26 protein-coding genes are annotated in these 22,052 nt (G+C 70.9%); 16 read left to right on the top strand and 10 right to left on the bottom strand.

Annotated elements, in window-relative coordinates:
- The first annotated feature begins 65 nt into the window (after nt 1–65).
- From deoC to ACFV9T_RS37830, 3 genes are read left to right on the top strand one after another with little or no spacing between them, the layout of a single operon-like run.
- A complete protein-coding gene (deoC, locus tag ACFV9T_RS37820) occupies nt 66–1,067 on the top strand; it encodes a deoxyribose-phosphate aldolase (RefSeq protein ID WP_385447151.1) in 1,002 nt (333 codons plus the stop codon).
- Nucleotides 1,068–1,073: 6 nt separating this feature from the next.
- Nucleotides 1,074–2,507: an aldehyde dehydrogenase family protein gene (locus tag ACFV9T_RS37825; protein WP_385447153.1), complete on the top strand. Its 1,434-nt coding sequence runs from the start codon at nt 1,074–1,076 to the stop codon at nt 2,505–2,507.
- Entirely contained in the window at nt 2,500–3,360 is an 861-nt protein-coding gene (locus tag ACFV9T_RS37830; RefSeq protein WP_385447155.1) for an aldehyde dehydrogenase family protein, read from the top strand. Before ACFV9T_RS37825 ends, ACFV9T_RS37830 begins: the two co-directional genes overlap by 8 nt.
- A 91-nt stretch (nt 3,361–3,451) precedes the next feature.
- Here the strand turns inward: ACFV9T_RS37830 and ACFV9T_RS37835 are convergent, their stop codons facing one another.
- The 5 genes from ACFV9T_RS37835 to ACFV9T_RS37855 form a co-directional block, all read right to left on the bottom strand.
- Entirely contained in the window at nt 3,452–3,844 is a 393-nt protein-coding gene (locus ACFV9T_RS37835; RefSeq protein WP_385447157.1) for a glyoxalase, read from the bottom strand.
- Between the two features lie 137 nt (nt 3,845–3,981).
- Nucleotides 3,982–4,425 carry a PaaI family thioesterase gene (locus ACFV9T_RS37840; protein WP_385447159.1) on the bottom strand — a complete coding sequence of 148 codons (444 nt, stop codon included), beginning with the start codon at nt 4,423–4,425 and terminating at the stop codon, nt 3,982–3,984.
- Nucleotides 4,426–4,454: 29 nt separating this feature from the next.
- Complete coding sequence (locus ACFV9T_RS37845; RefSeq protein ID WP_385447161.1) at nt 4,455–5,126, bottom strand: enoyl-CoA hydratase-related protein; 672 nt, start codon at nt 5,124–5,126, stop codon at nt 4,455–4,457.
- Nucleotides 5,127–5,137: 11 nt separating this feature from the next.
- Nucleotides 5,138–5,293 carry a hypothetical protein gene (locus ACFV9T_RS37850; RefSeq protein ID WP_385447163.1) on the bottom strand — a complete coding sequence of 52 codons (156 nt, stop codon included), beginning with the start codon at nt 5,291–5,293 and terminating at the stop codon, nt 5,138–5,140.
- An 82-nt stretch (nt 5,294–5,375) separates the two neighbouring features.
- On the bottom strand, nt 5,376–6,308 hold the full coding sequence (locus ACFV9T_RS37855) for a helix-turn-helix transcriptional regulator (RefSeq protein WP_385447165.1): 933 nt from the start codon (nt 6,306–6,308) through the stop codon (nt 5,376–5,378).
- 205 nt (nt 6,309–6,513) lie between these two features.
- Between ACFV9T_RS37855 and ACFV9T_RS37860 the strand changes: the two genes are divergently transcribed.
- Nucleotides 6,514–7,353: an SDR family NAD(P)-dependent oxidoreductase gene (locus ACFV9T_RS37860; RefSeq protein ID WP_385447167.1), complete on the top strand. Its 840-nt coding sequence runs from the start codon at nt 6,514–6,516 to the stop codon at nt 7,351–7,353.
- Nucleotides 7,354–7,430: 77 nt separating this feature from the next.
- Here ACFV9T_RS37860 and ACFV9T_RS37865 read toward each other — a convergent pair whose 3' ends face one another.
- Complete coding sequence (locus ACFV9T_RS37865) at nt 7,431–7,790, bottom strand: GNAT family N-acetyltransferase (RefSeq protein ID WP_385447169.1); 360 nt, start codon at nt 7,788–7,790, stop codon at nt 7,431–7,433.
- A 271-nt stretch (nt 7,791–8,061) separates the two neighbouring features.
- Here ACFV9T_RS37865 and ACFV9T_RS37870 point away from each other — a divergent pair, with 271 nt between their 5' ends.
- The 5 genes from ACFV9T_RS37870 (at nt 8,062) to ACFV9T_RS37890 (ending at nt 12,346) form a co-directional block, all read left to right on the top strand.
- Nucleotides 8,062–9,393, top strand: a complete 1,332-nt coding sequence (locus ACFV9T_RS37870; protein ID WP_385447171.1) for a tetratricopeptide repeat protein — start codon at nt 8,062–8,064, stop codon at nt 9,391–9,393.
- A 3-nt stretch (nt 9,394–9,396) separates the two neighbouring features.
- The gene (locus ACFV9T_RS37875) at nt 9,397–9,867 is read left to right on the top strand and encodes an NUDIX hydrolase (RefSeq protein WP_385447173.1); all 471 of its coding nucleotides are present in this window, start codon (nt 9,397–9,399) and stop codon (nt 9,865–9,867) included.
- 240 nt (nt 9,868–10,107) lie between these two features.
- Entirely contained in the window at nt 10,108–10,956 is an 849-nt protein-coding gene (locus ACFV9T_RS37880; protein WP_385447175.1) for an oxidoreductase, read from the top strand.
- Entirely contained in the window at nt 10,956–11,570 is a 615-nt protein-coding gene (locus ACFV9T_RS37885; RefSeq protein WP_385447177.1) for a TetR/AcrR family transcriptional regulator, read from the top strand. Before ACFV9T_RS37880 ends, ACFV9T_RS37885 begins: the two co-directional genes overlap by 1 nt.
- A 143-nt stretch (nt 11,571–11,713) precedes the next feature.
- Nucleotides 11,714–12,346, top strand: coding sequence for a uridine kinase (locus ACFV9T_RS37890; RefSeq protein WP_385447179.1), 633 nt, complete (start codon nt 11,714–11,716; stop codon nt 12,344–12,346).
- A gap of 13 nt (nt 12,347–12,359) precedes the next feature.
- On the opposite strand, the gene ACFV9T_RS37895 is transcribed toward ACFV9T_RS37890, so the two are convergent.
- Entirely contained in the window at nt 12,360–12,665 is a 306-nt protein-coding gene (locus ACFV9T_RS37895) for an SCO4225 family membrane protein (protein WP_385447181.1), read from the bottom strand.
- Nucleotides 12,666–12,890: 225 nt separating this feature from the next.
- Entirely contained in the window at nt 12,891–13,685 is a 795-nt protein-coding gene (locus tag ACFV9T_RS37900) for a SigE family RNA polymerase sigma factor (RefSeq protein WP_385447183.1), read from the bottom strand.
- Between the two features lie 197 nt (nt 13,686–13,882).
- Here ACFV9T_RS37900 and afsQ1 point away from each other — a divergent pair, with 197 nt between their 5' ends.
- From afsQ1 to ACFV9T_RS37920, 4 genes are all read left to right on the top strand, one after another.
- Nucleotides 13,883–14,560 carry a two-component system response regulator AfsQ1 gene (afsQ1, locus tag ACFV9T_RS37905; protein WP_009717259.1) on the top strand — a complete coding sequence of 226 codons (678 nt, stop codon included), beginning with the start codon at nt 13,883–13,885 and terminating at the stop codon, nt 14,558–14,560.
- Nucleotides 14,561–14,705: 145 nt separating this feature from the next.
- Nucleotides 14,706–16,232, top strand: coding sequence for an ATP-binding protein (locus ACFV9T_RS37910; protein ID WP_385447201.1), 1,527 nt, complete (start codon nt 14,706–14,708; stop codon nt 16,230–16,232).
- A complete protein-coding gene (locus ACFV9T_RS37915; RefSeq protein WP_385447184.1) occupies nt 16,229–16,855 on the top strand; it encodes a hypothetical protein in 627 nt (208 codons plus the stop codon). Before ACFV9T_RS37910 ends, ACFV9T_RS37915 begins: the two co-directional genes overlap by 4 nt.
- Before the next feature lie 184 nt (nt 16,856–17,039).
- Nucleotides 17,040–17,615, top strand: a complete 576-nt coding sequence (locus ACFV9T_RS37920) for a VanZ family protein (protein ID WP_385447186.1) — start codon at nt 17,040–17,042, stop codon at nt 17,613–17,615.
- Between the two features lie 67 nt (nt 17,616–17,682).
- Here ACFV9T_RS37920 and ACFV9T_RS37925 read toward each other — a convergent pair whose 3' ends face one another.
- Together ACFV9T_RS37925 and ACFV9T_RS37930 are read right to left on the bottom strand one after the other, a co-directional pair.
- Entirely contained in the window at nt 17,683–18,012 is a 330-nt protein-coding gene (locus ACFV9T_RS37925; RefSeq protein ID WP_385447188.1) for an ATP-binding protein, read from the bottom strand.
- A gap of 138 nt (nt 18,013–18,150) precedes the next feature.
- The gene (locus ACFV9T_RS37930; RefSeq protein WP_385447189.1) at nt 18,151–19,317 is read right to left on the bottom strand and encodes an adenosine deaminase; all 1,167 of its coding nucleotides are present in this window, start codon (nt 19,315–19,317) and stop codon (nt 18,151–18,153) included.
- Nucleotides 19,318–19,432: 115 nt separating this feature from the next.
- Here ACFV9T_RS37930 and ACFV9T_RS37935 point away from each other — a divergent pair, with 115 nt between their 5' ends.
- From ACFV9T_RS37935 to ACFV9T_RS37945, 3 genes are all read left to right on the top strand, one after another.
- The gene (locus tag ACFV9T_RS37935) at nt 19,433–20,200 is read left to right on the top strand and encodes an alpha/beta hydrolase (protein ID WP_385447191.1); all 768 of its coding nucleotides are present in this window, start codon (nt 19,433–19,435) and stop codon (nt 20,198–20,200) included.
- A gap of 227 nt (nt 20,201–20,427) precedes the next feature.
- Nucleotides 20,428–21,762: a S8 family serine peptidase gene (locus ACFV9T_RS37940; RefSeq protein ID WP_385447193.1), complete on the top strand. Its 1,335-nt coding sequence runs from the start codon at nt 20,428–20,430 to the stop codon at nt 21,760–21,762.
- Between the two features lie 17 nt (nt 21,763–21,779).
- The gene (locus tag ACFV9T_RS37945; RefSeq protein ID WP_385447195.1) at nt 21,780–22,025 is read left to right on the top strand and encodes a hypothetical protein; all 246 of its coding nucleotides are present in this window, start codon (nt 21,780–21,782) and stop codon (nt 22,023–22,025) included.
- The last annotated feature ends 27 nt before the right edge of the window (nt 22,026–22,052 follow it).

A 22,052-nucleotide genomic window follows, 5' to 3' on the forward strand; every position in this document is an offset into this window, starting at 1 on the left:
CGGGGCCCGGTCCCGATCAAGGCCGGGGGGTGACATACCGCTACGCGCGTAGATATGCTCACCTGGTGACCATGCCCACCACAGTTCCCGCATACGGCACAGAGGCCGCGGAGCGACTGGCGTCGATGGCGGACGTGACCGCCACCGACAGCGCGCTGCGCCGCTTCCTGCACGGCCTGCCGGGCGTCGACGCGGTCGGCCTGCAGGCCCGTGCCGCGACCCTCGGCACCCGCTCGATCAAGACGACGGCGAAGGCGTACGCCATCGACCTGGCGATCTCGATGATCGACCTGACGACCCTGGAGGGCGCGGACACCCCGGGCAAGGTCCGGGCGCTGTGCGCGAAGGGGATCAGCCCCGACCCCACCGACCGCTCCGCCCCGCCCGTCGCGGCGATCTGCGTCTACGGCGACATGGTGGCGACCGCGAAGGAGGCCCTGCGGGGCAGCGCGATCCACGTGGCGGCCGTCGCGACCGCGTTCCCGTCCGGCCGCGCCGCCCGTTCCGTGAAGCTGGCCGACACCCGGGAGGCGGTGGCGGCAGGCGCGGACGAGATCGACATGGTGATCGACCGCGGGGCGTTCCTCTCCGGCCGCTACCTCGACGTCTTCGAGGAGATCCGGCAGGTCAAGGCGGCGTGCGTCCGCGAGGACGGGACCGCCGCGCACCTGAAGGTGATCTTCGAGACGGGCGAGCTGCAGACGTACGACAACGTGCGCCGCGCGTCCTGGCTGGCGATGCTCGCGGGCGCCGACTTCATCAAGACGTCGACCGGCAAGGTGTCCGTCAACGCGACGCCGCCCGTCACCCTGGTCCTCCTGGAGGCGGTACGGGACTTCCGCGCGGCCACCGGCGTCCAGGTGGGGGTGAAGCCCGCGGGCGGCATCCGTACGACCAAGGACGCGATCAAGTACCTGGTGATGGTCAACGAGACGCTGGGCGAGGAGTGGCTGTCCGCGGACTGGTTCCGCTTCGGCGCGTCGAGTCTGCTGAACGATCTGCTGATGCAGCGCCAGAAGCTGAGCACCGGCCGGTACTCCGGTCCCGACTACGTGACGGTGGACTGATACGCCATGCCCGTTTTCGAGTACGCCCCCGCTCCCGAGTCCCGCGCGGTCGTCGACATCGCCCCGTCGTACGGGCTGTTCATCGACGGCGAGTTCCGCGAGGCGGGCGACGGCAAGGTCTTCAAGACGCTGTCCCCGTCGTCGGAAGAGGTCCTGTCGGAGGTCGCCCAGGCCAACGCCGAGGACGTGGACCGCGCGGTGAAGGCGGCCCGTAAGGCGTTCGAGTCCTGGTCGGCGCTGCCCGGCGCCGAGCGCGCCAAGTACCTGTTCCGTATCGCGCGGATCATCCAGGAGCGCTCGCGCGAGCTGGCGGTGCTGGAGTCGCTGGACAACGGCAAGCCGATCCGCGAATCGCGGGACGCCGACCTGCCGCTGGTCGCGGCGCACTTCTTCTACTACGCGGGCTGGGCCGACAAGCTGGCGTACGCAGGCTACGGGGCGGATCCGCGGCCGCTGGGCGTGGCGGGCCAGGTCATCCCCTGGAACTTCCCCCTCCTGATGCTGGCCTGGAAGATCGCCCCGGCGCTGGCGACCGGCAACACGGTCGTGTTGAAGCCCGCCGAGACGACGCCGCTCAGCGCCCTCTTCTTCGCGGACATCTGCCGCCAGGCGGGCCTGCCCAAGGGCGTGGTCAACATCGTCACCGGGGACGGCTCGACCGGCGCCGAGCTGGTCGCCCACCCCGGCATCGACAAGGTGGCCTTCACCGGGTCGACCGAGGTCGGCAAGGCGATCGCCCGCACGGTGGCCGGTACGGAGAAGAAGGTCACCCTGGAGCTGGGCGGCAAGGCCGCGAACATCGTCTTCGACGACGCGCCGATCGATCAGGCGGTCGAGGGCATCATCAGTGGCATCTTCTTCAACCAGGGCCATGTCTGCTGCGCGGGCTCCCGCCTGCTGGTCCAGGAGTCCATCCAGGACGAGCTGCTGGACGCCCTCAAGCGCCGTATGCGCACCCTGCGGGTCGGCGACCCGCTGGACAAGAACACCGACATCGGCGCGATCAACTCCGCCGAGCAGCTGGCCCGTATCCGCGAGCTGGCCGACGCGGGCGAGACCGAGGGCGCCGAGCGCTGGGCCCCGGCGTGCGAACTGCCCAGCTCCGGCTACTGGTTCGCGCCCACCCTCTTCACCGGCGTCACCCAGGCGCACCGGATCGCCCGCGAGGAGATCTTCGGCCCGGTCCTGTCCGTGTTGACCTTCCGCACCCCCGACGAGGCCATCGCCAAGGCGAACAACACCCCGTACGGCCTGTCGGCGGGCATCTGGACGGAGAAGGGCTCGCGCATCCTGGAGATGGCGAGCAAGCTGCGCGCCGGGGTGATCTGGTCCAACACGTTCAACAAGTTCGACCCCGCCTCGCCGTTCGGCGGCTACAAGGAGTCGGGCTACGGCCGCGAGGGCGGCCGCCACGGCCTGGAGGCATACCTCAATGTCTGACCGTCTCAGCGTCTTCAAGACCTACAAGCTGTACGTCGGCGGGAAGTTCCCGCGTTCCGAGAGCGGCCGGGTGTACGAGGTGACCGACGCAAAGGGCCACTGGCTGGCCAACGCCCCCCAGGCCTCCCGCAAGGACGCCCGCGACGCGGTCGCCGCCGCGCGCAAGGCGTTCGGCGGCTGGTCGGGCGCCACCGCGTACAACCGGGGCCAGATCCTGTACCGCGTCGCCGAGATGCTGGAGGGCCGCCGCGACCAGTTCGTGGCGGAGGTCGCGTCCGCCGAGGGCCTGTCCAAGCCGAAGGCCACCGCTGTGGTCGACGCGGCGATCGACCGCTGGGTCTGGTACGCGGGCTGGTCCGACAAGATCGCCCAGATCGCGGGCTCAGCGAACCCCGTGGCCGGGCCGTACTTCAACCTCTCCACCCCCGAGCCGACGGGCGTGGTGGCCCTCATCGCCCCCCAGGACTCTTCCTTCCTGGGCTTGATCTCGGTCCTGGCCCCGGCGATCGTCACCGGCAACACGGCCGTCGTCGTGGCCGCCGAGCGCGCCCCGCTCCCCGCCCTCTCCCTCGCCGAGGTCCTGGCCACCTCCGACCTCCCGGGCGGCGTGGTCAACATCCTCTCCGGCCGCACCCCGGAACTCGCCACCCCGCTCGCCGCCCACCAGGACGTCAACGCGATCGACCTGGCAGGCGCGGCCAAGGATTTGGCGACCGAACTCGAAGCAGCGTCCGCCGACAACCTCAAACGCGTACTCCGTCCACACCCTGTGGACTGGCCCACCGACCCCGGCACCACCCGCCTCCTCGCCTTCCTGGAGACAAAAACGGTCTGGCACCCCATGGGCGTCTGACCCGACCCGGCGGGTAGTGGTTGCGCGGGCGATCAGGTTGCCCTGGTCGCCCAGCGCCTTGCCTTCGGCGGTCGCTGCGGTCATGCCTCCGTCAGCGATCGCGGACAGGTTCAAGGAACTCGAGCCGATTGCCCAGCTTGTCGAACGCGTAGAAGCGATCGTGTCCAGGGAAGTCGTCATCCCAGGTGACGCTCACCCCGTGGTCTTCCAATCGCACGGCGAGCGCTTGGAGCGAGGTCACAAGGATGCCCGGATGTGCCTTCCTGTTCGGACGGAAGTCCTCTTCAACCCCCAAGTGGACCTCCAGGCCACCGCCTCGAAACCAGCACCCCCCACGAGCCGCTAGCGCTGGCGGCTTCTTGAGCTCCGCCATCCCGAGAATGCCTCCCCAGAAATCGCGGCAGAGCTCTTCACTTCCTGGAGGGATGGCAAGCTGCACGTGATGCAGGCCGCCCAAGACGTATTCACGCGCCTCCTGAGCCATCTCCGCTCCTCACCCTCTGCCCAGAAATCTTGACGTCAAGATAGTTAGGGTCATGCGGGCCTGACAAGGGCGTGCGCCCAGAACGAGCACTTCCCGACCGTTTTCACAGGAACCTCTGGGCCGCCGGAGACGGAGCACTAAAGGATCATGCACGTGGTGGTGGCGTGGGCGATCAGGTTGCCCTGGTCGTCCAGCACCTTGCCCTCGGCGGTCGCGGTGCGGCGGCCCGCGTGGATGACGGTGCCTTCGGCGGTGAGGGTCTGTCCGTCGGTGCGGGCGGCGCGGATGTAGTTGACCTTGAGTTCGAGGGTCGTGTAGCTGGCACCGGCGGGCAGGGTGGTGTGGACGGCGCAGGCCATGGCGGAGTCCAGGAGGGTGGCGGCGATGCCGCCGTGGACGGTGCCGAGGGGGTTGGCGAAGTCGGGGCGGGTGTCGAGGGAGATGACGAGGCGGCCGTGCTCGACCTCGTCGAAGCGCATGCCGAGCAGGCGGCCGATGGACGGGATGTCGGTGGGGCGTTCGGTCTGCACCCAGCGCATCAGTTCCAGGCCGGACATGGCCGCGAGGTCGGTGGTGGTCATGGTCGTTCTCCTAGGTTGCTTGGTACTGGTCAGCCGAGCGGGTTGGTGGTGTCGCGGAGGGTGGCCAGGGCCGGGGCGTACATGCGGGCCTTGATGGCGCCGAGGGTGTCGCCGGTCTTGTTCACCTGCGCCTGGGCGATCTCGATGGCGGTGGAGCGTACGGCGTCCTCGGGGACCGCCTGGTCGACGATGCCGACGGCCGCGGCGTCGGCCCCGCCGTAGCGGCGGGCGGTGACCATGGCCTCGTGCGCCGTCTGCGGTGTCAGCCGGGACTGGATGAGGGCGGACATGCCGGGTGTGAAGGGGATGTTGATGTCCGCTTCGGGCAGGCACCAGAAGCCGCGGTCGGCGCGCATGACGCGGAAGTCGTGGGCCAGGGAGAACATCGCGCCCGCGGCGAACGTGTGCCCCTGCAGCGCGGCCACCGTGACGACCGGCAGCGACAGCATCCGCGCGAACAGCTGGTGGACGGAGACGACGTAGTCCTGGTGCTGATCAGAGTGGGCGAACAGCCAGTCCAGGTCGAGGCCGTTGGAGTAGAACTTGCCCGTGGCGGCGGTGACCAGCGCGCGGGGTCCTTCCGCCTTCTCCACCTCGTCGAGCGCGGCGCCGACGGCGGCGATCCAGTCGGGGTGGAAGCGGTTCTCGCCGTCTCCCAGATCGAGGACGAAGACGTTTTCCTGACGGTCGAGCGAGGGCATTGACGACTCCTTCAAGGCCGGGGTCCGGCCTCAGGCCGTTGGGGCAGGGCGTGGAGCAGCAGGTCGTGGATCTCGGCAGCGGCGGCACGGGCCAGCTGGGGCGCGTCGTCGTTGGTCTCCACGGCGACGGCCACGATCGGGCAGCCCGCCCGGAAGCCGCTCTCCACCGGGAAAGCACCACCTCCTAAGCTACCTGTCAGTAACTTATGGGGCATGGCATGAAACATGCAAGAGGGAGATCGGCTTTTGTCAGCGCCTGCGGTTTCCGGTGTTCCGTAGAGCGGTGGAGTCGTGCTCCGGCGCTGCCTGCGGTGCCGTGGGTCCGGGTCCGGGTGCGTTCCAGGAGGCCAGCAGCCGCAGTGAGGTTTCTGATGGACTGCCTTGTTCGGCGCGATAGATGAACACGATCTGGTCGGGATCGTCGCCAGGGGTCAGGGCCTGGTAGGAGATGGTGAGGTCGCCGACGAGGGGGTGGTGGTACTCCTTGGTGCCGGTGGTGCGCCGGTGAACCTTGTTGTCGGACCAGTAGCGGCGGAATTCCTGGCTGTGCAGGGACAGATCACCGACGAGAGCGCTGAGGGCGGGGTCGTCGGGGTGACGGCCCGCGTCGAGGCGGAGCATGGCGGCCGTGTCGGCGGCGACGGCGGCCCAGTGGGTGTACAGCTCGCGGGCGTGGGGGTCGAGAAAGACGAAGCGTGCCTGGTTGCGCCGCGCGGCGGGCAGGGCGCGGAAGTCGGTGATGAGCCGCCCCGCGAGGCGGTTGTGGGCAAGGACGTCGAGGCGCCTGCCGAGGACGAAGGCCGGTCGGCAGGCGTCCTCCAGGGTGTCCAGCAGGTCCCAGGTGCCGGGATGGACGCGCTGCGGCCGGGATCGGCGCTTGCGCTGGACCGAGGCGGGGCGGGCGACGGTGTGCAGATGGGCGCGTTCGGCGTCGTCGAGGCGCAGGGCGGTGGCGAGCGCGTCGAGGACTTCTGCCGAGGCGCTGGGGCTGCGGCCTTGTTCCAGGCGGGTGTAGTAATCCACGCTCACGCCCGCCAGGCGGGCGAGTTCTTCCCGCCGTAGTCCGGGCACACGGCGGCGGCCGAAGCCTTCCTCCTCCAGTCCGGCCTCCTGCGGGCCGAGGCGCGCGCGGGCCGAGCGCAGGAACTCCGCCAGGCGGGAGCTTGTCTCCTCACGGGTCATGCCACCAAGTCTGCGCGTGCGCACCCTGCGTGCGGCGAGCGAGGGTGGCCCAGTTTGTCCCCCGATGATCCGGGCCCTTTTCGCGCCTCTTTTCCCTGCTCAGGGCTGGTTCAGTGGAGTCACAGGGGCAGATGACGGGGCCACGGCCCCGTCCCCCGCCCCGCCCCCCGTTTCCGTACCGCCACTGATTGAGAGAAGGAGTCTCATGTCCACCTGGTTCATCACCGGAGCCTCCCGTGGGTTCGGCCTGCAGATCGCCCGAGCCGCGCTGGCGGGCGGTGACGCGGTCGTGGTCGCGGCCCGTAACCCGGACCGCCTGCCGGATGACCTGAAGCGGTCCGACCGCGTGCTCGGCCTCGCGCTGGATGTCACCCGCGGCGAGGACATCACGCGGGCCGTCGAAGCGGCCGTCGACCGGTTCGGCGGTATCGACGTGCTCGTCAACAACGCCGGGCGCGGGCTGCTCGGCGCGCTGGAGGAGGTCACGGACGCCGAGGCGCGCTCCCTGTTCGACCTCAACGTCTTCGGCCTGATCAATGTCACCCGTGCCGTCCTTCCCGTGATGCGCGAGGCGGGCCACGGGAAGATCGTCCACATCGGATCGCGGTCCGGATTCGAGGGCGAGCCCGGCGTCAGCCTGTACAGCGCCTCGAAGTTCGCCGTCGCCGGGGTAAGCGAAGCCCTCTCCGTGGAACTCGCGCCGTTCGGCATCCAGAGCATGGTCGTCGAACCCGGCGTCTTCCGCACCGACTTCCTGGACGGCAGCTCACTGTCCACCGCCGCCCACCGCATTCCCGCCTACGACGGCACCCCGGCCCACGACACCCTCGACTGGATCGGCCAGGCCAACCACACCCAGCTCGGCGACCCCGTCAAGGGAGCCGCGCTGATCTACGAAGTGACCTGCCAGGACAAGCTGCCCACCCACCTGGCGCTCGGCCGTGACGCCATCGAGCGCCAGCAGGTCAAGATCGGCCAGCTCCGGGACGACCTCACCGCATGGCAGGCGAAGTCCACCGCCACCGCCCACGACGACGCTGCCTGACCTGGCCATCGGAACACCAGCGGTGCCGATGACCGCACGCGCGGTCGTCGGCACCGCGCGGGACGCGTGGGCCGCGTTCACGGGCGTACGTCTCGCCGGTACGTCAGGCCGGGGCGGCCGTCGAGCCTCGTCTCGCCGACGACGGTGAACCCGGTGCGGGCGAGCGCGGCGCGGGAGGCCACGTTGTCGAGGATGGTCTCGGCCTGCAGCGCGCTCAGCCCGTAGCTGTCGGCGGCCAGGTCGCACATGGTCCGCACGGCCCCGGTGACCCGCCCCAGCACCTCGCCCTCGGCGCCGACCAGCAGGTGGAAGTAGCGACGACCGGCCTCCTCGCCCGCACGCTCGCGGGCGAGGAGGCTCGTTTCAATACCGCTCCCGCCCACCGCGATAGCGAACCGCCGCCCGGCACCCCGGCGCATCCCCAGGCACCGGCTCACCGTCAAGCGCGTAGCAAAGCGCCGCGTGCAGTTGCTCCGCCTCCAGCGTCGTCAGCACCAGCGTGGCGGGAGTGGCGGTCTCGGACCGAACACCCCGAAGCGGCAGCTCAAAGCGCCCGTCCCGGCCACGCCGCAGACCGCGCCCCGGTACGGGAGCAACCTCGCTCATTGCCGGTCGCGTGGTCTTCTTGACCTGCAAGCGTCACCGTTCATACGGCCGGGCGTTAGCCCATGATGGGTAGACCCACCGTGGGCGGGAGGAGAGCATCACGTGACGCCACCCACCGCATTACCGCCCCGCGTACTCGAACGCGACGACGTACGGAGCGCACTCGCCGTACGGGACTTCGGCACGGTCTTTCGGCTGGCCCGAAAGTGGGGCGGCATCAGCTACAACCAGATCGGCGAAGCGTGCGGCATCAAGTCCGAACGCGTCGGGACCGTCGCCCGTGGCGATGCGCGCATCACCTCGCTGGCCAAAATCGAGGAGATCGCGGACGCCTTGCGCATTCCCGGCGCGATGATCGGGCTGGCGGCTCGCCCCTGGGAGACGTCCCCCGCGCCGAGCGCCGCTCCTCCGGCGTTGAGGCACCCCGACGCCTCGGGCATGCTGGCCCCAGAGCCCACACTGTGGGAGGTCGCAGAATTGGCACGCCGCACGCACGCCACCGATGTGGGACCGGCCGACCTGGAAATGATCGCGGAGGCGATCGACCAGTTGTGCCGCGCCTATCCGTTCACGTCCGCCGATCAACTCCACCACCAGACGCGGGCGGGCATCCGCCATGTCACCGACATACTCCAGGGCCGCACCACCCTGACCCAGCACCGTGAACTCCTCGTCGCCACGGGCTGGTTGTTCCTGCTCGGCGGCTGCCTGGAGTACGACATGGGTCAGCGCCAGGCCGCGGAGCTGAGCCGCGCCGCGGCGCTGCGCATCGGGCAGGAGGCCGGGCACGGCGAGATCACGGCGTGGTCGTGGGAACTCGGGGCGTGGTTCGCCCTGACTCAGGGGCGGTACGCGGACGTGATCGACTGCGTGAGCGCGGGGCACTGTTCCGACTCGACGCACAGCATCGGGGTGCAGCTCTACGCCCAGAGCGCCAAGGCGTACGCCCGGATGGGCGACGCACGCCAGGTCCGTGCCACGCTCGACGCGGGCCGGGCCCGCCTGGAGCGGCTGCCCCGGCCAGAACACCGCGAGCACCACTTCGTCATCGACCCCGACAAGTGGGACTTCTACGAGATGGACGCGTACCGGCTGCTCGGCGACGACGAGCGCGCGGCCGTCCACGCGCGGGAGGTCGTCCGCCTCGGCACCGCACCGGACGGCACCGAGATCTCGCCCATGCGCATCGCCGAGGCCCGCCTCACGCTCGGCGTGACCGCCATCCGCTCCGGTGAGCTGGAGGAAGCCGTCTCGATCGGCGGCCGCGCGTTGGAGACGCCTCGGAAGTCGCTTCCGTCGCTGCTGATGGTCGCCGGAGAACTCACCGGCGAACTGGAGCGGCGCTACCCTCACGAGCCGCTGTCCCGGGACTTCCGCGAACAGGTGACCCACATCTCCGGAAACGGTCCGCAACCGCCCCTTGAGGCCCCGTAGGCCGTGCCCCGGACCGAGTACTACGACGACCCGAACGCCCCCGAGCCGAACAGCCTGGTCGTCGCCGCGTCCGCCGTCGTCGCCGACGACGCAGGGCGCGTCCTGCTCCAGCGCCGCCGGGACAGCGGGCTGTGGGCCCTGCCCGGCGGGGGCATGGAGATGACCGACTCGCTGCCGGGGGCGGCGGTGCGGGAGGTCAAGGAGGAGACCGGGCTGGACGTGGAGATCACGGGGCTCGTCGGGACGTACACCGATCCGCGCCACGTCATCGCCTACTCGGACGGCGAGGTCCGGCGGCAGTTCAACGTCTGCTTCACCGCCCGCATCACCGGCGGGCGGCTCGCGATCTCCGACGAGTCCACCGAGCTGCGCTTCGTCGCGCCGGAAGAGCTGGCCGACCTCCCCATGCACCACACCCAACGGCTGCGGATCCGCCACTTCCTCGACCACCGCGACCGCCCCCACCTCGGCTGACCTGAGCGGCGCACTAAAGGATCATGCAGGTGGTCGCGTGGGCGATCAGGTTGCCCTGGTCGTCCAGCACCTTGCCCTCGGCGGTCGCGGTGCGGCGGCCATCCAGCAGGCGCCGCCCCGCGCCGGGTCGGTGCCGGGAAGCACTGCCAGAATCTACACAGCGACGGAAAAAATCGACGTTGTGTAGAGTTTGAGGTGAGGGAGCGGTCCCGCTCCCTTCGAGTCTTCTCTGGAGGAGCAGTGCAGAAGCAGACGTGGCTCATCACCGGCGTCAGCACGGGCCTTGGACGTGCCTTCGCCCAAGCCGCTCTGGCCGCCGGGCACACCGTCGTTGGAACGGTCCGCTCCGAGGAGGACCTGCATGCCTTCGAAGGGCTCAAACCCGGGCGCGCTCACGGCCGCATCCTGGATGTGACGGACGGCGACGCCGTCGCGGGTGTGATCGCGGAGGTGGAGCAGAGCGTCGGCCCTTTGGATGTCGTCGTCGCCAACGCCGGCTATGGCCTGGAGGGCACCTTCGAGGAGACCCCGCTGGCCGAGGTGCGGCGGCAGTTCGAGGTCAACGTATTCGGGACGGTGTCCACCCTGCAGGCGGCGCTGCCCCACATGCGCCGGCGCCGCCGCGGGCACCTGATGGCCGTCACCTCTATGGGCGGGCTCATGGCCGTGCCCGGCATGTCCGCCTACTGCGGCAGCAAGTTCGCCCTGGAAGGCATCCTCGAGGCGCTGGGCAAGGAGGTCGCACAGTTCGGGATCCACGTGACGGCGATCGAGCCCGGCTCCTTCCGCACCGACTGGGCCGGACGGTCCATGACACGCGCCGCGCAGTCCATCGACGACTACGACGAGCTGTTCACCCCCATCCGTGAAGCGCGGCAGAAGGCAAGCGGGAACCAGCTGGGCGATCCGGCCAAGGCCGGGGAGGCCGTCGTGCACATCACGTCAGTCGACCAGCCGCCGGCCCACCTCGTCCTGGGCTCGGACGCGCTGCGCCTGGTCGCCGCCGCGCGCACGGCCGTGGACGAGGACATCCGCGCATGGGAGACGCTCTCCCGTACGACCGACTTCGCCGAGGGTGCTCAGCTCTGATGCCCGGCCACCACCCCGCGCGGAGCCGGCGCACCACCGAACGCAAGGGCGATGTCCGGGAGCGGGTCATTCTGGACACCTGCGAAGCCCTGCTGGCGCGGAAGGGCTATGACGCCATGACCGTCGGCGACATCGCCCAGGGCGCCGGCATCACACGCGGTGCCCTGTACTTCTACTTCGGCTCCAAGCAAGAAGTGGTCACGGCACTCGTGGCCCGGACCGTGGAGCACCTGTGGGAGCGGTCCCGGGCCACTGCGCAGACCGACGAGCCGCGCCAGGCCATCGCAGCGGCCATGCGGCGCACGGTCGAACTGTGGAACGAGCACGGCCTGGTCATGCGCACGGCGATCGACCTGTCGTTGTCGGTGCCGGAGATCGGCGAGCTGTGGAGCCGTACAGCTGACTTGTTCATCACCGCCATCACCGCCGTCCTGGAACGAGCCGGCGTTCAGCCCGGCACCGAACCAGAACACGCGTCCGCGATGGCACGAGCCCTGTGCTGGATGATCGAGCGGACCTTCTACCACGCCTCACAAGAATCCCGCGAGACGCTGCAAAACGCATCTTCGACCTGCGAACACATCTGGCTGATCAGCGCCGGCCTGACCACCTGACGCATCTGGCATGGACGGCGGGGGCGTGGAACCGAACCTCGTGATTCCGCGCCCCCGCCGTGCAAGAGCGCGGTGCGCACCTTGGCCACAGCGGGGCCCCAAGGGTTCATGCGGGGGTGGGGGATGGTTCACACTGGTGTTCCGTGACCCTTCCTCCCGCCTCCGCGCGCGTCGTCCTGCTCACCGGGCCCTCCGGTTCGGGTAAGTCCTCCCTCGCGGCCCGCACCGGGCTGCCCGTGTTGAACCTCGACGACTTCTACAAGGAGGGGGACGACCCGACGCTCCCGCAGCTCGCCGGGGGTGAAGGGGCCGACTGGGACTCGCCGTTGTCGTGGGACGCGGACGCGGCGGTGGGGGCGGTCGAGGCGTTGTGCCGTACGGGGCGGGCGACGGTGCCGGTGTACGACATCGCGTCCAGCTCCCGGGTGGGCGAGGAGCCGGTGGACATCGGGCGGGCGCCGCTGTTCGTGGCGGAGGGGATCTTCGCGGCGGACATCATCGACCGGTGCCGGGCGCTGGGGGTGCTGGCGGACGCGATCTGTCTGCGGGGGCGGCCCTCGACGACGTTCCGGCGGCGACTGGCCCGCGATCTGCGGGAGGGGCGCAAGTCGGCGCCGTATCTGGTGCGCAGGGGCTGGCGGCTGATGCGGTCGGAGCGCGGCATCGTGGAGCGGCAGACGGCGCTGGGCGCCTACGCGTGCGGCCGGGACGCGGCGATGGAGCGGATAGCGGCGGCGGCAGCGGCGGACCGCGACGCCGAGGGTGTACGGACCTAGGAGGGGCCCGTGGTCAGGCGTTGCGGGCCGCGCGGGCCAGGAAGTTGATCGCGGTGGCGTTGAGCACGGCCGCCACCGTGACCAGGCCGAAGTAGGAGCCCTCGGTGCCCTCCGGGAGGAGGACGAAGAGCAGGCTGGCCGGGGCCGTGAACAGGGCGGGCACGACCGCCGCGAACGAGGCGTCGTCGTACGGGAAGAAGCTGGCGTCCGCCCAGGCCCAGGCCAACAGGGCACAGACCACGGCGAGATAGCCGCGGGAGAGCCAGTCACCCGCGACCACGTCGAGGACGCGTCGCAGGACGTCGCGTGTTTTCAGCATGCGGATCACACTGCCGAAACGGGCGATACGGGGGCATGAGTATCCGTACTCAAACCGCTCCGTACGACCACGCACACGAGCGGGCCCGGACAGACCCCCCGGCCGTCCGGACCCGCTCGCCCCCGTTGGGATCCCCCGATCCCGTTTCCCCCGATTTTCCCCGTTTCTCCCTATTCCCCGCTTTCCCCCGTTTCCCCTGTTTCCCCGTTTTCCCTTCCCCTGCCCTCAGGCGACGAGTTCGCCGAAGGACTCTTCCTCGTCACGGCCGAAGCTGAGGGTGTCGTCCTCGCGCATCCGGCGCAGCGAGCGCCAGATGCTGCTCTTGACCGTTCCGACACTTATGTTGAGTATGTCCGCGATCTCCGGGTCCGTCCGGCCCTCGTAGTACCGCAGCACCAGCATCGTGCGCTGCAGTTCGGGGAGCCGGGCCAGGGCCTGCCAGAGCACGGCGCGCAGTTCGGTACCGCGCATCGCGTCCTGGTCGCCCGCCGTCTCCGGCAGTTCCTCGGTCGGGTACTCGTTGAGCTTGCGCCGACGCCAGGCGCTGATGTGCAGGTTGGTCATGGTGCGGCGCAGGTAGCCGCCGACCGCGGCCTTGTCGCTGATCCGGTCCCAGGCCCGGTACGTCGAGAACAGCGCGCTCTGCAGCAGGTCCTCGGCCTCGAACCGGTCGCCGGTCAGGTGGTAGGCGGTTGCGTACAGGGAGGCGCGGCGCTCCTGGACGTAGGCGGTGAACTCCGCCTCCGCCAGGCTCTGCGCGCGCCGCTCCCCCTCTGCCTCCCCGTACGAGCTGCCCCCGTTGGTGCCCCCGTGGTCCCCCCCGGGACCCCCGTGCCCCCCGAGGCCCTCCCCGGCCCCCGGGTTCGCGTCAATGGCCACCATGTACGGCGGCCGCTGACGCCCGGTGCCGCGAGCGCACCCCCGCCCGCTCACGGCACCGGACTTCTCCGCACCCCGGCCGGCGTCGTGGAGGCGCGTGCGAATGACTGCGCTGTTGTGGGTGTAGTGCAGTGTGCTCATGTCGCGCCCCCCGTCGGTGGAGCTTGCTCGGTCGTCTGCTGGCTGCCCGGCCGCTCGTTCCGGCCGGTGCACAGAAGACTTTGCCGAACCAGTTTCATGGCGTTGTCTGCCGACTGTCACAGGCTCGTCACAGGGGATCAGGCTCGGTGGACCCCGACGGTCGAACTACAGGCCCCTTGTAGGCCAGAATGACCAACGTGCCTTTCCTGTTGCTGATCGAGGACGACGACGCCATCCGCACGGCCCTCGAACTCTCCCTGTCCCGCCAGGGCCACCGTGTGGCGACGGCGGCGACGGGTGAGGACGGCCTGAAACTGCTGCGCGAGCAGCGGCCGGACCTGATCGTGCTGGATGTGATGCTGCCCGGGATCGACGGCTTCGAGGTGTGCCGCCGTATCCGCCGTACCGACCAGTTGCCGATCATTTTGCTGACCGCGCGCAACGACGACATCGACGTGGTCGTGGGGCTGGAGTCGGGTGCGGACGACTATGTGGTCAAACCCGTGCAGGGGCGGGTGCTGGACGCCCGTATCCGCGCGGTGCTGCGCCGTGGCGAGCGGGAGGCGAACGACGCGGCGTCGTTCGGCAGCCTGGTGATCGACCGGGCCGCGATGACGGTGACCAAGAACGGTGAGGATCTTCAGCTCACCCCCACCGAGCTGCGGCTTCTGCTGGAGCTGAGCCGTCGCCCCGGGCAGGCGCTGTCGCGGCAGCAGCTGTTGCGGCTGGTGTGGGAACACGACTATCTGGGTGACTCCCGGCTGGTGGACGCGTGCGTTCAGCGGCTGCGCGCCAAGGTGGAGGACGTGCCGTCGTCGCCGACGCTGATCCGCACCGTGCGTGGGGTCGGGTACCGGCTGGACGCGCCGGCGTGAGAGACGCTGTGGCGTACGCGGGTGCGCGCGGCTGGGACGGCTGGGGCGGAGACGTACGGAATTGAGCGGCGTGAGCGAGGATCCCGGGCGGGCCCGGGGCTGGGCGGCGGGGATTCTGCGGTGGCTGAGCCTGCGACTGCGGCTGATGCTGGTCTTCGGCCTGGTGGCGCTGGCGGCCGCGGTGTCCGCGTCGGCGATCGCGTACTGGCTGAACCGTGACGCGGTGCTGACCCGCACCCAGGACGCGGCGCTGGACGAGTTCCGCAAGGCGCTGAAGGACGACACCGATCCGCTGCCGGTCACCCCGACGTGTCCCGAATTGCAGGACGCGGCGGACCGCATGGCGGACAACACGCAGAAGTACGAGGTGCTGCTGGTCACCCGGACCCGGGGCAGCGGCGCCTGCACGGCGGCCTCGGCGGCGGATCTGTTCACGATGAAGGCCGTGCCGAAGGTGCTGCGGCGCGCGGTGGACGAGCGGCGCGCGGCCGAGGGGTCGCAGGCCGCCCCGTACCACCTCTACTGGCAGCGGATCACGCTGGACGGCACCCCGTACCTGGTGGGCGGGGCGAAGGTGAACGGGGGCGGGCCGACCGGCTACATGCTCAAGTCCCTGGACACCGAGCGCCAGGACCTGAACTCGCTCGCCTGGTCGCTGGGCATCGCCACCGCGCTGGCCCTGGTCGGCTCGGCGCTGCTCGCGCAGGCGGCCGCGGCGACCGTGCTGCGGCCGGTGCAGCGGCTGGGCGAGGCGGCGAACCGGCTGGGCGAGGGGCATCTCGACACCCGGCTCGAGGTCTCGGGCTCGGACGAGCTGGCCAACCTCTCGCACACCTTCAACCGGGCCGCGGAGCGGCTGCAGAAGCGGGTGGACGAGCTGAGCGCGCGGGAGGCGTCGAGCCGTCGTTTCGTCGCGGACATGTCGCATGAGCTACGGACTCCGCTCACCGCGATCACGGCCGTCAGCGAGGTGCTGGAGGAGGAGGCCGACTCGCTCGACCCGATGATCGCCCCGGCGGTGCAGCTGGTGGTCAGCGAGACGCGGCGGCTGAACGACCTGGTGGAGAACCTGATGGAGGTGACCCGCTTCGACGCGGGCACCGCCCGGCTGGTGCTCGACGACGTCGACGTCGCGGACCAGGTGACGGCCTGCATCGACGCGCGGGCCTGGCTGGACGCGGTGGAGCTGGACGCGGCGCGCGGGATCGTGGCCCGGCTGGATCCGCGGCGGCTGGACGTCATCCTGGCCAACCTGATCGGGAACGCGCTCAAGCACGGCGGCTCCCCCGTACGGGTGGCGGTGCTGCCCGAAGGTGCTGAGGACGGGGACCTGGTGATCAAGGTGCGGGACCACGGTCCGGGCATCCCGGAGGACGTGCTGCCGCATGTCTTCGACCGCTTCTACAAGGCCAGCGCCTCCCGCCCCCGCTCCGAGGGCAGCGGGCTCGGGCTGTCGATCGCCATGGAGAACGCGCACATCCACGGCGGCGACATCAGCGCGGCGAACTCGCCGGAGGGCGGCGCCGTCTTCACGCTGCGGCTGCCCATGGACGCCTCGCGCCTCGCCTCGATCGAGGACCGGAAGGCCGGGGAGCGGAAGGGCGACGAGGGCCGCAAGGGCGAGGGCCGTAAGCGCGACGAGGGCCGTACGAATGAAGGGGGCGCGCCATGAGCCCGCGAGCGACCCGGCGGCCCGCCGCCCCGCTGCTGACGCTGCTGACCGTCGTGGTCGCGCTGCTGGCGGCCGGTTGCGGCATACGCGGCACCTCGGTGCCGGTGGACGCGGGGGCCGCGCCCTCGCGCGCCTCGTGCCAGGCGCCGGAGACGGGGCGGGCGGCCGAGGGGGCTGGCCGGGTCTCCGTACGGATCTATCTGCTGTGCACCTCGCGCATCCTGTCGGTGAACCGGAACGCGCAGCTGTCGGAGCGGAAGGCGCCGATCGAGCGGGTGGAGGTGGCCCGGGCGCTGCTGGATCAGCTGCGGCAGCCGCCCTCGGCGACCGAGTCCTCGGCCGGGTTCTCCACGGCGGTCGAGGACTGGGTCTCGGTCGACGGTCCGGCGAAGGGCGACCCGGACGGGGCGCTGCGGCTGAACCGGCCGCCGGAGGAGCTGCAGTCCTACGCGCTCGCGCAGATCATCTGCACGCTGGCGGGCACGGCGGCGGCGGACGATGACCACAAGGTGGTGCTCGGCGGCCCGGACAGTGACCGGGATCCGCTGAAGCGGTACGAGTGCACGGAGGAGATGCGCAGCCGCCCGGAGGTCGCGGTGAACTCCGGCGTGCTGGTGTCCTGACGGGGAGCGGTGCCCCGGCGGGGCGCCGGTAGGGTGATCGGCGGAGTGACCGATTCCCTGTGGTTCGCCGCCCGTTCCCGGCCCGTTTGCCGTGACGATCCGGTGACCGACCAGTCGGTAACCCGTTACTGACCAGCGGGGTGCGTACGGAACCGGGAGCCGGGCCGACCGCGTCCTGAGATACGTGCAGGGTCGTTTCGGCCGCCGGGCCGCCTTCCGCTACCGCGCCGCGGGTCTCGTCCTCCTCGTCGCTCACCTCGCATTCGTCTGCTGGCTGACCCTGCGCCCGCTGACCGTGCCGTGGGTGACGGCCGAGACCCTGGAACCGCTCGGCGCGATCCGCGCCGATCTGGCGCTCACCCCGTGGGCCGCGGCCCGTTCGATCGGCGGGGGGCTGCTGCTGCTCGCGCCGCTGGGGGTGCTGCTGCCGCTGGCCGGGGGCCGGGTGGACGCGTACCCGCTCGCCTCGTTCGTCCGGACGACCTTCACCGGGGCGATGACGGCCATGGGGATCGCGCTGCTGCGCAGCGAGGTGACCGGCCAGATCGTGAGCGTGGACGCGCTGCTGCTGAACACCCTCGGGGTCGCGCTCGCGCATCTGCTGGTGGTGCCCGCCGTACGGGCGCTGCTCCGCCGCCGGGCCGACCGGACCCGGGGCGGCGCCCTCCCCCGGGATGAGGGCGCCAGGGCCGTGACCCCCACGATCACCAGGGTCGGCCTCGCACCGTGGAGCGACGCCTCGCACGGCTCACGGACCTAGCGTCCTGTGACGCGGCCGGGCCGCACACCCGCGGGGGTGTGCGGCCCGGATGCGCCAGACGGGGGGATCAGCCCAGCCGCATGATGCCGTTGGTCGGCAGGCTGTTCTTGAGCCCGCCGAGTCCGCCGAGGCTGCCGAGCAGGCCCTGCGCGTCGGGCTGGCTGGGCCGGTTGGCGGCGGGGCGGCCGGTGTTCTTGCCGGGAGCCGCCTTGCCGGGGGCCGCCTGGCCGGGGAGTGACGCTTGCGGGGCGGAGACGCCGATGCCCTGGCCACCGCCGAGACCGGCGGAGGGACCGTGCGGGCCCGGGGCGGCTGCGGAGGCGACACCGCCTCCGGCCACGAGGGCGGCAGCGCCGAGGGCCATCACGCCGAGGGTCTTGAGGGTTCCCTGCTTCATCAGAAATATGTCCTTGCAGACGGGGGGCTTGACCGATACGGAAACGTAGCCCTGGCTTTCGGACGCCCGCAAACAGGGAAAAGGGGCGGACGAAGCGCCGCCCGCCCCTTTCTCCGACCTTTTCTTCCGTCCGTACGATCAGCTGCCCTCGACCATAGATCCCCTGGTCACAGCGGTGGTAGAGCCCACCTGCCGGAACAGCCATTCGGACTTCAATTCAGCATACCCAGGCTTGATCACGTCACTGATCATCGCCAGACGTTCACCGAAAGGAATGAAGGCCGACTTCATCGCATTAACGGTGAACCACTGCATGTCGTCCAGCGTGTACTGGAACGTCGAGACCAGGTGCTGGAATTCGGTACTCATGCTCGTACCGCTCATCAGACGATTATCCGTATTCACGGTCGCCCGGAAATGCAGTCGGCGCAGCAGCCCGATGGGGTGGTCGGCGTACGAGGTGGCCGCGCCCGTCTGGAGGTTGGAGGTCGGGCACAGCTCCAGCGGGATGCGCTTGTCCCGGACATACGAGGCGAGGCGGCCCAGCGTGATGGAGCCGTCGTCGGCCACCTCGATGTCGTCGATGATGCGCACCCCGTGGCCCAGCCGGTCGGCGCCGCACCACTGGAGCGCCTGCCAGATGGAGGGCAGCCCGAACGCCTCGCCCGCGTGGATCGTGAAGTGGTTGTTCTCCCGCTTCAGGTACTCGAAGGCGTCCAGGTGGCGGGTGGGCGGGAAGCCCGCCTCGGCGCCCGCGATGTCGAAGCCGACGACGCCGAGGTCGCGGTAGCGGTTGGCGAGTTCGGCGATCTCCAGGGCGCGGGCCGCGTGGCGCATCGCGGTGAGGAGGGCGCCGACGCGGATGCGGTGACCGTTGTCGCGGGCCCGCCGCTCACCCTCGCGGAAGCCCTCGTTCACCGCCTCGACCACCTGCTCCAGGGTGAGCCCCTGGGTGAGGTGCTGCTCGGGGGCGTAGCGGATCTCGGCGTAGACGACGCCGTCCTCGGCCAGGTCCTCGACGCATTCGGCGGCGACCCGGACCAGCGCGTCCCGGGTCTGCATGACGGCGCAGGTGTGGGCGAAGGTCTCCAGGTAGCGCTCCAGCGAGCCGGAGTCGGCCGCCTCGCGGAACCAGAGGCCGAGCTTGTCCGGTTCGCTCTCCGGCAGCGCCTCGTACCCGGTCTCCCGGGCGAGGTCGATGATCGTGCCGGGGCGCAGCCCGCCGTCGAGGTGGTCGTGCAGCAGCACCTTGGGGGCGCGGCGGATCTGTTCGGGGGTGGGCAGGTGGGTGTGCTCGCTCGTCATCTGCGCACCATAGCCCCTACGCGCGTAGACAGCGCGAGGTGCGTCGCGGGATAGATACGGAACAGTGACCCGCACGGGTAGTGGACTCCACCCGCCGTTCTGCGATCGTTTTGCCATGGCTCAGCAAGCGTTGCCCGAACGGGGCGCCCGGCTGGGGCGGCCGATGGGCGCGGCCGCCTCGCGGAGGACCGTGCACGGTGTGGTGTTGCTGCTTCCGGACAGTGATCCGGACGGCGGCACCCGGCGGCCGACCCGGATGTCCGCCGCGGCCGTGCTGCCGCTGGCCCGGCGACTGGTCCGGGCAGGGCAGGAGGAAGGCCTCGCCGCCCATGTCGTCCACTACCGCTGCCGGGGCTGGAACGGGCCCGACGCCGCGGCGGCCGCCGACGCCGAATGGGCCACCCAGGAGGTCGTACGGCGCTACGGCGACGTACCGGTGTGCCTCGCGGGCCACGGCATGGGCGCCCGCGCCGCGCTGCGCGCCGCCGGACACCCGGCCGTCAGCTCGGTGGTGGCCCTGGCGCCCTGGCTCCCGGAGGTGGACACCGAGCTGGAGCCCGAACCGGTGAAGCACCTGGTGGGACGGCAGGTGCTGATCGCCCACGGGACGAACGACGAACGCGTCGACCCCGAGCTGTCGTACCGGCTCGCCGAGCGGGCCAAGAAGGTCAACCGCGATGTGTGCCGCTTCGAGGTGCACACCGACGGCCATCGGCTGCACCAGCACCGCGCCGAGGTCCAGGCGCTGGCCATCGACTTCCTCCTCGGCACCCTCTTCGCCACCGGCTTCTCCCGCCCGGTCGCCGACGCCCTGGCCGCGCCGCCCCCGCTGGGTCTGCGGATGCCGCTGGCGGCGGGCTTCGGGTCCACGCTGCGGCGCTGAGCCGTCGTACGGCCTGAGTTGCGGTGGCCCGTCAGCGGCGTGACGGTGGATGAGGGGGGGCGCCCACGAGGCGACCGTGGCACGACCGTGAGACGACCGCCTCGATGTGGGCGATGGCACCGCGCCGGTACGCGGCGGACCGCCCCGTCGGCCTTGGCGCCCGACACTCCGCGCATCGGCGCGCGCCTCCGAAGCCGGGGGAAGCGCACAGAAAGCGGAGAATCCCCATGACGAACGGACCCATGGGCAGGCAGCCCAACGGCGAACATCCCGAGCGGGCCGACATGCCGCTCATGCCCCACGCCACCGAGTACACGGGCCGGTACGTGGTACTGCTCGACCAGCGGGAGACGGAACGCGGACTGGACGCGCTGCGCTCGTCCGCGGGCATCGCCTCCGTCGAACGCGTCCGCGGGACCGAGGCGAGCGGCGCCGCCGAGCTGCTCCAACGCCCCGATGTCTCGGTGCTGTTCGACGAACTCGGCGCCGCCGTCGTCGAAGTGCAGCCTGACCAGCGGCACACGCTGGTGACCACGGCGCAGACCGAGCCCACGATCATCGCCGCCGAGCCCGAACGGGTGGTGTACGCCTCGGTGATCACCGAGCCGCAGCGCACGCTGACCGGCTTCTTCCCGACCTACCGCAGCGACGAGGACGAGGTATCCCGGCACACCCGGGCCGAACTCGCCTCCTCGCTGGGCCCGGCCTGGGACGAGCACCAGACGACCTGGGGGCTGCAGGCGATCCGGGCCAATCTCTCGCATCTGACCGGGCGCGGGGTGAAGGTCGCCGTCCTGGACACCGGAGTGGCCACCGCGCACGCGGATCTGGCCGGGTGCATAGAGCTGGCGGCGTCCTTCGTGCCCGGTGAGAGCGTGGAGGACGGCCACGGCCACGGCACCCACTGCATCGGCACAATCGCCGGACCGGCCAAGCCCGATCACGCGCCCCGCTACGGCGTGGCGGGCGAGGCGAAGATCCTCGCGGCCAAGGTGCTCAACAACCAGGGCGTCGGCACGGACGGGCGGATCCTGGCGGCCATCGCCTGGGCCGTCGCGCATGGCGCGCGGGTGGTCTCGATGTCGCTCGGCGCCCAGGTCCAGCCGGGCGAACTCTTCCCGCAGACCTACGAGAACGTGGCCCGGCGCGCGCTCCAGCGCGGGACGGTCATCATCGCCGCGGCGGGCAACGAGAGCCGTCGGCCGGGGTTCGTCGCCCCCGTCGGACGGCCCGCCAACTGCCCGTCCGTGCTGGCGGTCGCCGCGCTCGGCAAGGACCTGGGGACGGCGTTCTTCTCGTGCGGCGCCATCAACGGCGAGGGCGGCGAGGTGAACATCGCGGCGCCCGGCGTCGATGTGTTCTCGGCCGCGCCTGGCGATACGTACCAGACGATGAGCGGCACCAGCATGGCGTGCCCGCACGCCGCCGGTGTCCTCGCGCTGATCGCCCAGGCGTCGCCGGAGGCGTCGGCGTCCGGGCTGCGGTCCCGGCTGCTCTCCGGGGCGTATCCGCTGCCGCTGCCCGCCGCGGATGTCGGCTCGGGCCTGCTGCAGGCACCGTGACAGGCCCCGTGGACCCCGTGGATCCGGCGTCCGGACCGGTCGGGGTGATCGTCTCGGTCGACCCCGACCGGTTCGCGGAGGTCGTACGAGCCGCCCGCGCCGCCGGTCTCGACGTCACCGCGGAACAGCCCCTGCTCGGCTCACTGTCCGGCACCATCGCCGAGGAGCGGATCGCGGTGCTGGAGGCGGTGGACGGGGTGGAGGCCGTAGACCGGGAGCGGGGGGGGCGGGGGTGGCCCCCCGGGCCAGGGCGGCCCGGGTAGGGGTAGCCCGCGGGGCGGGGGGTTGTT

This window comes from Streptomyces sp. NPDC059850 (genome assembly GCF_042731515.1).
Classification (GTDB): domain Bacteria; phylum Actinomycetota; class Actinomycetes; order Streptomycetales; family Streptomycetaceae; genus Streptomyces.

Excerpts from the sequence above, each read along its gene's own strand:
- ACFV9T_RS37855 (WP_385447165.1), bottom strand. The coding sequence starts at position 6,308 with ATGACCCGTGAGGAGACAAGCTCCCGCCTGGCGGAGTTCCTGCGCTCG.
- ACFV9T_RS37910 (WP_385447201.1), top strand. The coding sequence starts at position 14,706 with ATGCTGGTCTTCGGCCTGGTGGCGCTGGCGGCCGCGGTGTCCGCGTCG.
- ACFV9T_RS37860 (WP_385447167.1), top strand. The coding sequence starts at position 6,514 with ATGTCCACCTGGTTCATCACCGGAGCCTCCCGTGGGTTCGGCCTGCAG.
- ACFV9T_RS37885 (WP_385447177.1), top strand. The coding sequence starts at position 10,956 with ATGCCCGGCCACCACCCCGCGCGGAGCCGGCGCACCACCGAACGCAAG.
- ACFV9T_RS37835 (WP_385447157.1), bottom strand. The coding sequence starts at position 3,844 with ATGGCTCAGGAGGCGCGTGAATACGTCTTGGGCGGCCTGCATCACGTG.
- ACFV9T_RS37940 (WP_385447193.1), top strand. The coding sequence starts at position 20,428 with ATGACGAACGGACCCATGGGCAGGCAGCCCAACGGCGAACATCCCGAG.
- ACFV9T_RS37845 (WP_385447161.1), bottom strand. The coding sequence starts at position 5,126 with ATGCCCTCGCTCGACCGTCAGGAAAACGTCTTCGTCCTCGATCTGGGA.
- ACFV9T_RS37930 (WP_385447189.1), bottom strand. The coding sequence starts at position 19,317 with ATGACGAGCGAGCACACCCACCTGCCCACCCCCGAACAGATCCGCCGC.
- ACFV9T_RS37925 (WP_385447188.1), bottom strand. The coding sequence starts at position 18,012 with ATGAAGCAGGGAACCCTCAAGACCCTCGGCGTGATGGCCCTCGGCGCT.
- ACFV9T_RS37830 (WP_385447155.1), top strand. The coding sequence starts at position 2,500 with ATGTCTGACCGTCTCAGCGTCTTCAAGACCTACAAGCTGTACGTCGGC.
- ACFV9T_RS37915 (WP_385447184.1), top strand. The coding sequence starts at position 16,229 with ATGAGCCCGCGAGCGACCCGGCGGCCCGCCGCCCCGCTGCTGACGCTG.
- ACFV9T_RS37935 (WP_385447191.1), top strand. The coding sequence starts at position 19,433 with ATGGCTCAGCAAGCGTTGCCCGAACGGGGCGCCCGGCTGGGGCGGCCG.
- ACFV9T_RS37900 (WP_385447183.1), bottom strand. The coding sequence starts at position 13,685 with ATGAGCACACTGCACTACACCCACAACAGCGCAGTCATTCGCACGCGC.
- ACFV9T_RS37895 (WP_385447181.1), bottom strand. The coding sequence starts at position 12,665 with ATGCTGAAAACACGCGACGTCCTGCGACGCGTCCTCGACGTGGTCGCG.
- ACFV9T_RS37840 (WP_385447159.1), bottom strand. The coding sequence starts at position 4,425 with ATGACCACCACCGACCTCGCGGCCATGTCCGGCCTGGAACTGATGCGC.
- ACFV9T_RS37825 (WP_385447153.1), top strand. The coding sequence starts at position 1,074 with ATGCCCGTTTTCGAGTACGCCCCCGCTCCCGAGTCCCGCGCGGTCGTC.